Genomic DNA, 14226 nt, shown 5'->3' on the forward strand with positions numbered 1-14226 from the left:
ACAGTCAGGTCACATACAACGTCCATTGAACGTACACCTTGCCGGGCGACGGTACGACGGGCAGGTCAGGCTCCCGGCACAGGGCACATCCGTTGCGCAGCTTAACGAGTGTAGGAAGACCGCTGCTTGCGGTGCTGCGACATATTCGGTCATCGGTAAGCAAGCTTGCGGTTGCGACTTGGACAACCCGGATTTTCCCGCAGAAAAACCGGCTGTTTTCGCCGCAGCGAGTACCAGAAATGACCGATCTTGCCCATCAGGTCATGCACTGGGTCTGACACAGGATGCAGCACAAAATTCGCCGCAATGGCACAATTGCCCACGCAACACCCTCCCCCACACAGGATTCCCCATGCTGCAGCTGAAAACCGACGCATTGATGGCCACCCCGTGCGACGACGAAGAAGACAACATGGCCATGCTCTGCTGCCACGGTAAAAACGGCGAGATGTTCATGTTGACCCGGTATCCGGATGAAAACGAAGTCGAGCTGACCTGGGATTACGAGCCGTCGACCCTGGACGGCCTGAAGGTCACCCTGAGTGATACCACGCTGCAGGTAGAACTCGCCGCAGGCGACGCCGACGCCCTGGGCGGCAAGGACCACCTGGCAATCACCCATGCCACAGCCGCCTCGGACTTGGCCGAAGTCGAGCAAACCCTGCAAAACATCCTCAAAGGCACCGGCACTTTCATCCGGATTTAAGCTGCACCATCGATCAAATGTGGAAGGGGGCTTGCCCCCGATAGCATCGGGTCAGTTAATACATCTGTGACTGACGCGCCGCCATCGGGATGTAGCCCCCTCCCACATTGACTGTGTTCCCACACAAAAACCCTACAAGTTTTTCTGAAAATACCCGTGACGCCGTTAGTCGCCACCCCCTTCGATGCATTAAAGTAAGCCTCCCAAGCCTGGCGCTCGCGCTCGACCACCAGGCTCATCTCTCCAGGAACCGTCATCGATGGAACATCGTGAAGCGCTGCTTGCGCTGCGAACCTTTCTTTCTACGCAGATTCTCGGCCAGGAAAAACTCATCGATCGCCTGCTCATCGCCCTGCTCGCCGACGGCCACATGCTGGTGGAAGGCGCGCCGGGCCTGGCCAAGACCAAGGCGATCAAAGAGCTGGCCGAAGGCATCGAAGCGCAGTTCCATCGCATCCAGTTCACTCCCGACCTGTTGCCGGCCGATATCACCGGCACCGAGATCTATCGCCCGGAAACCGGCAGCTTCGTGTTCCAACAGGGGCCGATCTTCCACAACCTGGTGCTGGCCGACGAAATCAACCGTGCCCCGGCCAAGGTGCAATCCGCCTTGCTGGAGGCCATGGCCGAGCGCCAGGTCAGTGTCGGGCGCAGCACCTATGAGCTGTCGCCGCTGTTTCTGGTGATGGCCACGCAGAACCCCATCGAGCAGGAAGGCACCTACCCGTTGCCCGAAGCCCAGCTCGACCGCTTCCTGATGCATGTCAAGATCGGCTTCCCGGACGCCGCCGTGGAGCGGCGCATCCTGCAACAGGCGCGGGGCGAAGCGCTCAACGGCGAAACCAAGCCTGAACGCCGCGTCAGCCAGCAGGCGATCTTTGCCGCGCGCAAGGAAATCCTCGGCCTGTACATGGCCGATGCGGTGGAGGAATACCTGGTGCAGTTGGTCATGGCCACGCGCACCCCGGCCAAGTTCGACCCGGAGATGGCCGAATGGATCGCCTACGGCGCCAGCCCGCGCGGCTCCATCGCCCTCGACCGCTGCGCCCGTGCCCATGCCTGGCTGGCCGGGCGTGACTTCGTCAGCCCGGAAGATATCCAGGCGGTGCTGTTCGACGTGCTGCGCCACCGCATCATCCTGTCCTTCGAAGCCGAAGCCGCCGGGATCGACCAGGACCGCGTGGTACAACGCATTCTCGACGTCGTTGCCGTCGCTTGAAGTCGATGAACGCCAGCGATGGAATCCGCGTCACCCTCAGCGAATTGATTGAGATGCGCCACCGCGTGCGCGAAGTGCAGCTGTTTTCCACGCCGAGCCAGCGCAGCCCGCTGATCGGCCTGCACCACTCCAAACTGCGCGGGCGCGGCGTCGACTTCGACCAGGTGCGCGTGTACCAGGCCGGGGACGACGTGCGCACCATCGACTGGCGTGTGACCGCGCGCACCCAGGAACCGCATACCAAGCTGTTCCACGAAGAACGCGAACGCCCGATCTTTATCATGGTGGAGCAAAGTTGCCGGCTGTTTTTCGGTTCGGGGCAGATGTTCAAGTCGGTGCTGGCGGCCCAGGCCGCCAGCCTGATCGGCTGGGCAGCCCTGGGGCATAACGACCGCGTCGGCGGGCTGGTGTTCGGTGACAACGAGCACTACGAAATCAAACCCCGGCGCAGCAAGCAAAGCCTGCTGCAATTGCTCAACCGCCTGGTGCGGGTCAACCAGAGCCTCAACACCGAGAGCCGCCCCGAAGCCGACGCCCTGGGCATGGCCCTGCGCCGTGGGCGTGAAGTCCTGCGCCCGGGCAGCCTGGTGATCGTGATCTGTGATGAACGCGCCCTCACCGAAGGTGCAGAACAACAACTGAGCCTGCTGTCACGCCATTGCGACTTGCTGCTGATGCCGATCTCCGACCCGCTGGACCATGCCCTGCCCGCCGCCGGGCTGCTGCGTTTCGCGCAAAGAGGCGCACAGTTGGAACTGGACACATTGAATTTCGACTTGCGCCAAGCCTACAAGGCCCAGGCCGAAGCGCGCATCGCCCGCTGGGAATTGCTCGCGCAGAAACTGCGAATACTGTTGATGCCGTTGAGCACCCAGAGTGAAATGGTCGAGCAACTGCGCGAATACCTCAACCCGCAACGCCCGGTTAAAAAGCAATGAGCAGCCTCGACCAACTGCAACCTTTGATCGCCCCGCCGAGCATTGGCTTCTGGCCACCCGCGCCCGGCTGGTGGCTGTTGCTGCTGATCATCCCGCTGCTGGGCTGGGGCCTGTGGTCGTTGCGCCGCTTTGTGCCCGCGCGGCGCCCCTTGGCTCGCGCCGAACAACCGCTCGACCCGCTGCGCATCGCGGCCCTGGCGGAACTCGCCCTGATGCCCAAACCCTATGACGGCGCCCCCGCCGGCGCCTGGCTGCAGCAGCTCAATGGCCTGCTCAAGCGCTTGTGCCGCAACGACTATCCCTACAGCCAGAGCCACACCCTCAACGGCCGCAAATGGCTGGCGTTCCTCGATAACCGCTGCCCCGCCGCCGGCCTCACGCGCTGGATGGTGCTGGTGGAAGGCGCCTATAAACCCGAATGCAAACTCGATGACAAAGCCATCGCGGGCCTGACCCAAGCCGTCGACACCTGGATTCGCAAACATGTTTGAGTTCGCCTGGCCGTGGATCTTCGCCCTGTTGCCATTGCCCTGGGTGATGCGGCTTATATTGCCGGCGGCCGACAGCGGCGAGCCGGCGTTGAAAGTCAGCTACCTCAGCGACCTCGAAGGCCTCGCCCGCCGCCGCGCGCGGGTCAACCTGCCCGGCTGGCGCCAGCAGGCCCCGTTCGTGCTGCTGTGGCTGCTGCTGCTGACGGCCGCCGCCCGGCCCGAGTGGCTCGGCGAACCGCTGCCGATTGCCGCCAGTGGCCGCGATCTACTGGTGGCGGTGGACGTGTCCGGTTCCATGGACTTTCCCGACATGCACTGGCAGGACGAGGACGTCAGCCGCCTGAGCCTGGTCCAGCACCTGCTCGGCGACTTCCTAGAAGCGCGCGAAGGTGACCGCGTGGGCCTGATCCTGTTCGGCAGCCAAGCCTACCTGCAAGCGCCGCTGACCTTCGACCGCCGCACTGTACGCACCTGGCTGGATGAAGCGCGCATCGGCATCGCCGGCAAGAACACCGCCATCGGCGACGCCATCGGCCTGGCCCTGAAACGCCTGCGCCAGCGTCCAGCGCAAAGCCGCGTGCTGATCCTGGTCACCGACGGCGCCAACAATGCCGGGCAGATCGACCCGCTGACCGCCGCGCGCCTGGCGGCTGAGGAAGGCGTGAAGATCTACCCCATCGGCATCGGTGCCGACCCCGAACAAACCGGCTCCCTGGGGATCCTGGGCGTCAACCCGAGCCTGGACCTCGACGAACCGGCGCTCAAGGCAATCGCCGAGGCCACCGGCGGGCGCTACTTCCGCGCGCGCGACGGCGAGGAACTGCAAGCGATCAAGGACACCCTTGATCAACTCGAACCGGTCGAGCAACAACCCACCCAGGCCCGCCCCGCCCAGGCGCTCTACAGCGCCCCCCTGGCATTGGCGTTGATCCTAAGCCTGTTGCTGGTGATCCAGGAGCGCTGGCCCAACAACGCCTTGCAACGGCTGTTCAACAAACTCTCCACCAAGGGCCATTTCCTGCAACAACACCCTGAATGGCGCCAGCGCCTGAACCGCCTGCGTTTGCGGAGGCGTCGATGATCGACCTGTGGCCGCATTGGTTCCGTCCCTGGTGGCTGTTGCTGCTGCCGCTGCTCGGCTGGTTGCTGTGGCAACTGTGGCATCGGCAAAAACGCGCCGGGCGCTGGCAGATGATCCTGCCACCGGCCTTCCACGCCGTGCTGCTCAGCGGCGGCAACGGGCGCGAAAGCAAATCGCCCTGGGTGATCCTCGGCATCGCCTGGCTGCTCGCGCTTCTCGCCTTGCTCGGCCCGAGCTGGCAACGGGTGGAACAAACCAGCCAGAAACCGTCCGACCCGCTGGTGGTGCTGCTGGAACTGACCCCGGAGATGCTCGCCACCGACAGCCCGCCCAGCCGCCTGGAACAGGCTCGGCGCAAACTGTATGACTTGTTGCAGGCGCGCAGCGACGCGCAAACCGCCATCGTCGTGTATGCCGGCAGTGCGCACATACTGGTGCCGCTGTCGGACGACCTGGCCACCAGCCGCAACCTGCTCGAAGCCCTGCGCCCCTCGCTGATGCCCGAGCCCGGCCATCGCGCCGACCTGGCCGTGGACAAAGCCCTGGGCCTGCTCAAGCAAGGCGGTCTCGGCCAGGGGCGCCTGTTGCTGATTGGCTCCTCGCTGTCCAAACAGGAACGCCAGGGCATTCGCTTGCTGCTGCAAGGCAGCCAGGCGCCCAGCCTGTCGATCCTCGGCGTTGGCAGCCGTGAAGGCACGCCGGTGACCCAGGAAAGCGGCGAGTTCCTCAAGGACGAACAGGGCGCGATCCTGGTGCCGCGCCTCGACAGCCCGACGCTCAAGGCGTTCGCCAGCGAGATGGGCGGCCGTTACCGCGCCGCTCGCCTGGACGACAAGGACCTGCGCCAACTTGGCGTACTCGACACGCCCCAAGCCCTGCGCAACGACGGCCAACTGCTGCACCTCGACACCTGGGCCGACCAGGGCTACTGGCTGCTCCTGCCGCTGTTGCTGCTGGCCGCCTGCGCCGGGCGCCGGGGCTGGCTGTTCTGCCTGCCGTTGCTGCTGTTGGGCGCGCCGCAGCCCAGCTACGCGTTCGAATTCCAGGACCTCTGGCTGCGCCCTGACCAGCAAGGCCAGTACCTGCTGAAGAAAAAGCACCCCGCCGAAGCCGCCGAGCGTTTCGAAGACCCACAATGGCAAGGCGTGGCGCTATACGAGGCCGGTAACTACGCCGAGGCCATCAAGCGTTTCGCCGAGGGCAGCGACGCCTATTCCCACTACAATCGCGGCAATGCCCTGGCCAAGTCCGGCGAACTGGAAGCGGCTATCGACGCCTATGAACAGGCGCTGGAAGCCCAGCCCGACCTGCAACCGGCCCTGAAGAACAAAGCCCTGGTGGAGAGCCTGATCCAGCAACAGGCCCAGCCCGAGCCGACTCAGCCGGCAAAAAACGAGGATGACGAAACCACCCAACCCGGCCAAACTGCGCAACCGGGCGCCACTGGGCAAAGTGCCACAGGAGGCGAGGAGTCATCCCCAGCCCAGGGTGAAACCGGCACCCATGATACCCAGGCCGGCGCCACGCCGCAGGCCGGTGGCAATGACGTGCCGGGCAGCGAGCTGGGGGATGAGCAGACCACCACCCCGCCCTTGCGCCCCACGGACACCAGCCTTGACGGTGAACGCCGCCAGGCCCTGGAACAATGGCTGCAGGAGATCCCGGACAACCCCGGCGAACTGCTGCGGCGCAAATTCTGGTACGAACAGCAACAGCATCAGGACAAGACTCGATGAGCCGCCGCACCACCCTTCTGCTTCTGCTCGCGTTATCGGCAGGCCACGCCCAGGCGGCGAGCCTGGTCGCCAGCGTCGACCGCAGCCGCCTCAACTCCGGGGAAACGGTAGAACTGACGGTGGAATCCAGCGACGTCACCCAGTTCGGCAAGCCGGACCTGTCGCCCCTGGATGCGCAGTTCGAAGTCAGCGGCACCCGGCAGATCAACCAGCTCACCACCTTGGGTGGCGACAATCACGCCACCACGCGCTGGATCATTACCCTGCTGCCCAAGGAAAACGGCAACGTGGTGATTCCACCGTTGCAAGTGGGTGAATACAAGACCCAGCCCATTACCCTGCAAGTCGTGGAAACCAGCAGCCAGGACACCAATGCCGAACTCGCGCCGGTCTTTGTCGAAGCCAACCTCGACCAGTCCACCGTGTACGTCCAGGCCCAGGCCCTGTTAACACTGCGCGTCTACCACTCGGTGTCGCTGTACGACGACAGCAGCCTCACGCCGTTGCAGATCCCCGATGCGCGCATCGAGCAACTGGGCGAGTCACGCACCTACGAAAAGGTCATCAACAGCATTCGCCACGGTGTGATCGAAACCCGCTATGCCATCTACCCGCAGCACAGCGGCAACCTGGCGATACCCACGCAGACCTTCAGCGCCACGTTGGTGGAGTCGCGTCCGCAGCAAGAGAACAGCTTGCAAGGCACCAAGCCCGGCAAGCTGATTCACGTCAGCTCCGCGCCGCTGCAACTGACGGTCAAGCCGAAGCCGGAACTCTACCCGGCCGACGCCCCCTGGTTACCGGCACGCAGCCTGACCTTGAGCGAAAACTGGAACCCCGAGCCGACCCACGTGCAGGTCGGCGACTCCCTGACCCGCAGCCTCACGCTCAAGGCCGAAGGCTTGTCCAGCGCGCAGCTGCCGGCCCTGCCCAGCACCGACATCAACGGCCTGCGCCGCTACCCGGACCAACCGGTGCTCGCCAACCAGAACAACGACCGCGGCCTGATCGGCAGCCGCGAAGACCGCGAAGCGCTGGTGCCCACCCACGTCGGCGCCCTTGAGCTGCCACCGGTGGAAGTGGTGTGGTGGAACACCCACGAAGATCACCTGGAACGCACCAGCCTGCCGGCCCGCACCCTGCAAGTCGCGAACAACCCGAGCCTGGTGGTGGACACCCCCGCCACCCCCACCATCATCACCGCCCCCGACGATAGCCGCCTGTGGCTGTGGCAACTGAGCACCTTGATCCTGGCTTGCACCACCCTGCTCGGCTTCGGCCTGTGGTGGCGGGCACGCTGGCAGCCGGCCGTATTGCGCGCCGCCCAGACCGGCCCGAGCCCGCGCACCCTGCTCGACGACCTCAAGCGCGCCGCCCAGGCCAACGACCCCCAGGCCACCCGCCAGGCGCTGGATGCGTGGGCGCGGCAACAGCCGGAAACCCTGGCCGACATGGCGGCGCGGTTCGTGCCGCTGTCGGATGCGCTGGATGGGTTGAACGGCGCGCTCTACAGCGAGAGCGGCCACTATTGGGTCGGCGAAGACCTGTGGCGTGCGGTGAAAGCCATCCCGATGGCCGAGCGTGAGCAGGACCCAGCGACGGATACCACCAGCTTGCCGCCGCTATATCCCAAATAAGCCCCGCTGCATCCCTGACACTCCACAAATCAAAATATGGGAGGGGCCGTGCGACGATTCGACTTGCCCCTGATTGCGATGGGTTGGCTCGACGCTGAACGCCCGGCAGACAGGGCTGCTGTGGCGAGCAGGCTTGCCCTGCGTTGGGCTGCGAAGCGGCCCCAAAACCAGCCACTGAGGCGCGCCTGACACAGCGCAGGTGTCTTTGTCAGGGGCCGCTTCGCGGCCCAACGCAGGGCAAGCCTGCTCGCCACGGCTGCCCGCTTGTCACAACGGCCTGATTGCCAAAGGGGGGTTATGCGTCGTCTGAAGCAGCGTGTTCGCAATACAGGTAAACTCCCCTCCTTTTCATCTTCTCCGCGGAGTTCGCCTTGCGTCTGTTCCACACCTCCGACTGGCACCTTGGGCAAAACCTGCACGGCCAGGAACGCGACTTCGAACATGCCTGTTTCCTTGAGTGGCTGCTGCGCCAGCTCCATACCCACCAACCTGACGTGCTGTTGATCGCCGGCGACATCTTCGACACGGTCAACCCGCCGCTCAAGGCCCAGGAGCGTCTGTACGACTTCATCATCAGCGCCCACGAACAAAACCCCGACCTCACCATAGTAATGATCGCCGGCAACCACGACTCCGGCTCGCGGATCGAACTGCCCGCCCCGTTGATGCGGCGCTTGCACACCCATGCCCTGGGCCGCGTGCTATGGCTGGACGACGGCCAACTGGACGCCGAACGCCTGCTGATTCCCCTGCCGAATGCCAAGGGCAAGGTTGCCGCGTGGTGCCTGGCGCTGCCGTTCCTGCGCCCGGCGGAAGTCACCGGGGCGCACCTGGGCGACGACTACCTGCACGGCATCGGCCAGGTCCATGAATGGCTGATCGCCGCCGCCAACGCCAAACGCAAAAAAGGCCAGGCGCTGATTGCCATCAGCCATGCGCACATGGCCGGCGGCTCGGTGTCGGAAGACTCCGAGCGCAGCCTGATCATCGGCAATGCCGAGGCGCTGCCGGCCAAACTGTTCGATAAAAGTGTCGGCTATGTCGCCCTCGGCCATTTGCACAAGCCGCAAAAGGTGAATGGCGAAGAGCGCATTCGCTACAGCGGCTCGCCGATTCCACTGTCGTTTTCCGAAATTGGCTACAAGCACCAGATTCTCGACGTGACGTTCCAGGGCGAACGACTGGTCAGCGTCGAGCCGCTCCTGATCCCGCGTTCGGTCAACCTGCAACGCCTGGAAGCGGCGCCCCTGGCCGACATCCTCAAGCAACTGGCCGAGCTGCCCGACATCGACCTGTTGGCCGAAACCCAGCGCCATCCCTGGCTGGAGGTGCGGGTACGCCTGGACGAGCCGCAACCCGACCTGCGCCAGCAAATCGAAACCGCCCTGCAAGGCAAGGCCGTGCGCCTGGTGCGCATCGCTGCCGAATACGCCGGCAAACGCGGCAGCGACGACACGGACGATCAACACCTGATCGAACTCGACCAGCTCACTCCCCAGGAGCTGTTCAGTCGCGCCTGGCAGGACAGCTACGGCAGTGAAGTGGATGAACAGACCTTGAAGGATTTCGCCGTGCTGCTCCAGGAAGTACAACAGGAGGGCGAACAGCCATGAAGATCCTCGCCATCCGCCTGAAAAACCTCGCCTCCCTGGCCGGCCCGTTCGAGATCGACTTTACCGCCGAGCCCCTGGCCAGCGCCGGGCTGTTCGCCATCACCGGGCCAACCGGCGCCGGTAAAAGTACCCTGCTCGATGCCCTGTGCCTGGCGCTGTTCGGCGCGGTGCCGCGCCTGGGCGATACCGGCCAGGCCAAGATGCCCGACGCTGATACCGATATCTCCATCGGTGACCCGCGTACCCTGATCCGTCGCGGCACCGGCGGCGGTTATGCCGAGGTGGACTTCGTCGGCGTCAACGGCCGTCGCTACCGCGCGCGCTGGGAAGCCAACCGCGCACGTGACAAAGCCAGCGGCAAGCTGCAAAACAGCCGGCAAAGCCTGATCGACCTGGACAGCGACCAACTGCTGGCCAGCCAGAAAACCGAATACAAGACCCAGCTGGAACTGGCCCTGGGCCTGAATTTCGAGCAATTCACCCGCGCGGTGTTGCTGGCGCAAAGCGAGTTCAGTGCGTTCCTCAAGGCCAACGACAACGAGCGCAGCGAGCTGCTGGAAAAACTCACCGACACCGCGCTCTACACCCAGTTGGGCCGTCGGGCCTTCGACAAGGCCAAGGACGCCAAGGACGCGCACAAGCAGCTGCAAGACCAGGCCACTGGCGTGGTGCCCCTGGCGCCTGAAGCCCGCGCCGAACTCGACCAGCAACTGGCCGACGCGCAGCAACAGCTCAAAACCCAACAAAACCAGCTCAAACAGCTGGAATTGCAGCACACCTGGCTCAAGGAACTGCGCGAATGGCAGGAGCGCCAGAGCAGTGCCACCGAGCAGCTCCAGCGTGCGCAAGCGGAGTGGGACAACCAGGCCACGCAGCGCCAGGACCTGAGCCGCCTCGATCAACTGGCACCGCAACGCCATCAGTTTGCGCGCAGGGCAGAACTCCTCACCTTGCTGGCGCCGCTGGCCGCGCAGATTCAGGCGCACATCGAGCAACAGGCCGAGTTGCATACCCGCCAGGCCCAGGCCCAACAACAGCAGATATCGGCCCAGGCGGCACTGGCCGAAGCCCTCAAGGCCCAGGGCGACGCCGTGCCGTTGCTGCGCCAGGCCTTTGAAGCACAAAGCACCCTCGCCCACTTGACCAGAGACCTGGCCAAGCGCACCGAGGACAAACAGCAACACGAAACCGCCTGCGCCGAAGGCCAGGCGCTGCTCAAGGGCTTGCAGGACAAGCACACCCACGTTGCCGAGCGCTTGCAACGCCTGGCCGCCGAACTTGAACGCAGCAGCGCCCTCGCCCCGCTCAGCGAGGCCTGGGGCGCCTACCGCGACCGCCTGCAACAGCTGATGCTGATCGGTAATCGCCTGAAGAAAGGCCAGTCCGAACTGCCGCAACTGGAACAGCGCGCCACGACCGCCGCGGAAAAGTTCGCCCAACAACGTGACGCGCTCGACCTGCTGTACCAAGAAGCCGGTGCCGAGCCGCACGCCGTGGCCGAGCAGATCCAATTGCTGGCCAGCCTGCTGCAAGACAATCGCAAGCAGCAACGCGCCTTCGAAGACCTGACTCGCCTGTGGGACAGCCAACAACAGCTGGACCAGCAAGCCGCAGCCCTGACGCAAAAACTCGCAGACGCCCAGCAGCAGCGCGAACAACTGAACCAGACCGGCCTGCAAACCAAGGCCGAACTGGCCGTCGCCGAACAAACCCTGACGGTGACCAAGCAACTGCTGGAACGCCAGCGCCTGGCGCGCAGTGCCAGCGTCGAGGAATTGCGCGAGCAATTGCAGGACGGCCAGCCCTGCCCGGTGTGCGGCAGCCATGAGCATCCGTATCACCAGCCCGAGGCCCTGCTGCAAAGCCTGGGTCGCCATGATGAAAGCGAAGAGGCCACGGCGCAGAAAGCCGTCGACACCCTCAAGGAAAAACTCACCGAGCTACGTGGCGAAGTGGGCGGCCTGATCGCCCAGCAAAAAGAATTCCTGCAACAACAGGAACACCTGGCAACCCAACAGCACGCGCTCCAGCCCAGCCTGGACGCGCACCCACTGGCGGCCTCGCTGTTCAATCAGGACGAAGCCAAACGCAGCCATTGGTTGGCCCAGCAACTCAGCCAACTGACCCAAAGCATCACCCAGGACGAACAACGCCAGGGCGCCCTGCTCAACCTGCAGCAAAACGCCGGGCGCTTGCAGCAACAACTGCAAGCCGCCCAGGACGCGAGCCAGCAGGCACGCCAATTGCTGGTCGACCAGCAGCGCGAGCTGTCCAACGACCGCGAGCGCCTCGACGAAGAACTCAACGCCTTCGCCAGCCTGCTGCCCGCCGACACCCTGGAAGGCTTGCGCAGCGACCCGGCCGCGACCTTCATGCAATTGGACCAGCAGGTCAGCCAGCGCCTTGAGCAGCTTGGTCATCAACATGACGAGCTGGCCGAGCAGCAGGAACGCCAGCGGGCCATCGAGAAAGAACACACGCACCAGCAGCATCGCCAACAGCAGCTCGACGTCTTGCATCAGCAGGTCACCGAGTTGAGCGAGCAACAGCTGGCCGCCCAGGCCACGCTCACCGCGCTGCTGGGCGAGCACACCAGCGCCGAACACTGGCAGCAGCAGCTGGAACAGGTGGTGGTGCAGTCACGCCAGAGCGAGGCCGACGCCAACCAGCAGTTGCAGGACATCCGCAACCAACTGATCCAACTGGCCGCCGACCTCAAGGCCCAGCAGGAGCGCCAGCAATCCTTCGAAGCCGAACAGCACACCCTCGATGCCCGCACCCACGAATGGCGCGCCCTGCACCCCGAACTGGATGACCACGGCCTGGCCCGCCTGCTGGCGTTCGACGACAAGCAGGTCAGCGAACTGCGCCAGCAGGTGCAACACAGCGAAAAAGCCGTCGAACAAGCCAAGGTTTTGCTGCAAGAGCGCGAACAACGCCTGGCCGAACACCTGGCCTTGCACAACGGCAACCTGGAAGCCGAAGCGCTCGACAGCGCCCTGGCCGCCCTCAACCAGCAATTGGCCGAGGGCGAAAAACAGTGCGCCGAGTTGCGTGCGCGCCAAGCCGACGACCAACGTCGCCAGGACGCCAACCACGCCCTGGCCGAGCAAATCGCCAGAGCCTATGACGAGTGGCAACGCTGGGCGCGCCTGAATGCGCTGATCGGCTCGGCCACCGGTGACACGTTCCGCAAGATCGCCCAGGCCTATAACCTCGACTTGCTCGTGCACCATGCCAACGTGCAATTGCGCCAGCTGGTACGCCGCTACCGCCTCAAGCGCGGTGGCAGCATGCTCGGGCTACTGGTGATGGACACCGAAATGGGCGACGAACTGCGCTCGGTGCATTCGCTGTCCGGCGGCGAGACATTCCTGGTGTCGCTGGCACTGGCATTGGGCCTGGCGTCGATGGCGTCGAGTACGTTGAAGATCGAATCGCTGTTTATCGACGAAGGCTTCGGCAGCCTCGACCCTGAGTCGCTGCAACTGGCGATGGACGCCCTGGACGGCTTGCAGGCCCAGGGCCGCAAGGTGGCGGTGATCTCCCACGTGCAGGAAATGCACGAACGCATCCCGGTGCAGATCCAGGTCAAGCGCCAGGGCAACGGCCTGAGCACCCTGGAGGTCAAGTGAGCGAAGCGCTGCTGTATTCATTCCGGCGCTGCCCGTATGCGATGCGCGCGCGCCTGGCCTTGGGTTATTCCGGCGTGCCCGTACGCATCATCGAAGTCAGCCTGAAAGCCAAGCCCGCTGAAATGCTGGCACTGTCCCCAAAAGGCACGGTGCCAGTGTTGAGTGTGGACGCTCAGGTGATCGATGAAAGCCTGGCGATCATGCAATGGGCGTTGGCGCAGCACGACCCGGAGGACTGGTTGCTGCAGGGTGATCCTGCGGTGCTGGCACTGATTGCCGAGAACGATCAGGTATTCAAGCATCACTTGAATCGATACAAGTACGCCGAGCGCTACCCGGAGCAACCGATGGAAGCGCATCGGGCCGAGGGCGAAATGTTCTTGCAGAAACTGGAGGGGTTGCTGGCGCATCGCGCCTATTTGCTCGCAGACCATCCGAGCCTGGCGGACATGGCCTTGCTGCCGTTTGTACGGCAATTTGCGCATGTCGATCGAGAATGGTTTGCCGGCACCCCCTACAGCGGGTTGCAGCGCTGGTTGGACACGCTCCTGCAATCGCCGCTGTTTATCGGGGTGATGGCGAAGGCTTAGCCTTCCACCAAGTTCAATAATCGCTCACGGGCGATCTCCGGCTCGTTGTCCACCAGCTGCACGGAGGACAGGATCGGGGCGGAATAGAGGAACAGGATTACTGCTGCCAGTCGGAGTGCCATGCTGTCGATTCCAGGAAGAAAGGAGTCAATATTTCAGCGTCAAATTTAAACACATGTCATTGTGCCATTACCTCTATTTTTTCCTCCCGACGCACAAACGCCAAACCACTCGAACGCAAGTGGCTACGTTCCAGTGGTTTGGCGTCTGCTTGTGTGCAGGGTCAATCAGCGCTCACTGCTGGGTTTTGTGATCCAGGGCGGCATAGAAGTTGGCGCTTTGTTGCAGGTATTTCTGGGTGTAGGCGCTGGTGCTGGATTTTTTGCCGGTCAGTTCCACACTGGCGGCCGCTGGCAGGGCCACTGTGGCGGAAACGGCGGAAGCGGCGATGATCGAGAAGAGATTGAAGTTCATGTCGGTAACCCTTGTGTTCGTTTGGTTGAGTGGCCGGGGAAGGCCTTGGAACCAAACTTACGCCCGAGGGCTGAGCCTTAGAAATGCTTTGAAACAGTAGCCGCTA

12 protein-coding genes are annotated in these 14226 nt (G+C 63.9%); 10 read left to right on the top strand and 2 right to left on the bottom strand.

Annotation, left to right across the window (positions count from 1 at the left end):
- The first annotated feature begins 352 nt into the window (after window positions 1-352).
- From A7317_RS16135 to A7317_RS16180, 10 genes are all read left to right on the top strand, one after another.
- A complete protein-coding gene (locus A7317_RS16135) occupies window positions 353-706 on the top strand; it encodes a hypothetical protein (RefSeq protein ID WP_024075908.1) in 354 nt (117 codons plus the stop codon).
- 259 nt (window positions 707-965) lie between these two features.
- The gene (locus A7317_RS16140) at window positions 966-1925 is read left to right on the top strand and encodes an AAA family ATPase (RefSeq protein ID WP_017739127.1); all 960 of its coding nucleotides are present in this window, start codon (window positions 966-968) and stop codon (window positions 1923-1925) included.
- A 5-nt stretch (window positions 1926-1930) separates the two neighbouring features.
- Window positions 1931-2863, top strand: coding sequence for a DUF58 domain-containing protein (locus A7317_RS16145; RefSeq protein ID WP_024075909.1), 933 nt, complete (start codon window positions 1931-1933; stop codon window positions 2861-2863).
- Window positions 2860-3354, top strand: coding sequence for a DUF4381 domain-containing protein (locus tag A7317_RS16150; RefSeq protein ID WP_024075910.1), 495 nt, complete (start codon window positions 2860-2862; stop codon window positions 3352-3354). Before A7317_RS16145 ends, A7317_RS16150 begins: the two co-directional genes overlap by 4 nt.
- Complete coding sequence (locus A7317_RS16155) at window positions 3347-4435, top strand: vWA domain-containing protein (RefSeq protein WP_069076314.1); 1089 nt, start codon at window positions 3347-3349, stop codon at window positions 4433-4435. Before A7317_RS16150 ends, A7317_RS16155 begins: the two co-directional genes overlap by 8 nt.
- On the top strand, window positions 4432-6171 hold the full coding sequence (locus A7317_RS16160; RefSeq protein ID WP_024075912.1) for a tetratricopeptide repeat protein: 1740 nt from the start codon (window positions 4432-4434) through the stop codon (window positions 6169-6171). Before A7317_RS16155 ends, A7317_RS16160 begins: the two co-directional genes overlap by 4 nt.
- On the top strand, window positions 6168-7808 hold the full coding sequence (locus A7317_RS16165; RefSeq protein ID WP_024075913.1) for a BatD family protein: 1641 nt from the start codon (window positions 6168-6170) through the stop codon (window positions 7806-7808). The genes A7317_RS16160 and A7317_RS16165 overlap by 4 nt, the downstream gene beginning before the upstream one ends.
- Window positions 7809-8179: 371 nt before the next feature.
- The gene (locus A7317_RS16170) at window positions 8180-9421 is read left to right on the top strand and encodes an exonuclease SbcCD subunit D C-terminal domain-containing protein (RefSeq protein ID WP_069076315.1); all 1242 of its coding nucleotides are present in this window, start codon (window positions 8180-8182) and stop codon (window positions 9419-9421) included.
- Window positions 9418-13056 carry an AAA family ATPase gene (locus tag A7317_RS16175; RefSeq protein WP_069076316.1) on the top strand — a complete coding sequence of 1213 codons (3639 nt, stop codon included), beginning with the start codon at window positions 9418-9420 and terminating at the stop codon, window positions 13054-13056. The genes A7317_RS16170 and A7317_RS16175 overlap by 4 nt, the downstream gene beginning before the upstream one ends.
- Window positions 13053-13646 (top strand): glutathione S-transferase, encoded by a 594-nt coding sequence (locus A7317_RS16180; RefSeq protein WP_069076317.1) that lies wholly within the window; start codon window positions 13053-13055, stop codon window positions 13644-13646. Before A7317_RS16175 ends, A7317_RS16180 begins: the two co-directional genes overlap by 4 nt.
- Here A7317_RS16180 and A7317_RS31300 read toward each other — a convergent pair.
- The gene (locus tag A7317_RS31300) at window positions 13643-13768 is read right to left on the bottom strand and encodes a hypothetical protein (protein ID WP_024075917.1); all 126 of its coding nucleotides are present in this window, start codon (window positions 13766-13768) and stop codon (window positions 13643-13645) included. The genes A7317_RS16180 and A7317_RS31300 overlap by 4 nt on opposite strands.
- Before the next feature lie 172 nt (window positions 13769-13940).
- Window positions 13941-14120 (bottom strand): hypothetical protein, encoded by a 180-nt coding sequence (locus tag A7317_RS16185; protein WP_024075918.1) that lies wholly within the window; start codon window positions 14118-14120, stop codon window positions 13941-13943.
- Window positions 14121-14226 lie beyond the last annotated feature (106 nt).

The sequence above is a fragment of the Pseudomonas fluorescens genome, from assembly GCF_001708445.1.
GTDB lineage: Bacteria > Pseudomonadota > Gammaproteobacteria > Pseudomonadales > Pseudomonadaceae > Aquipseudomonas > Aquipseudomonas gorinensis.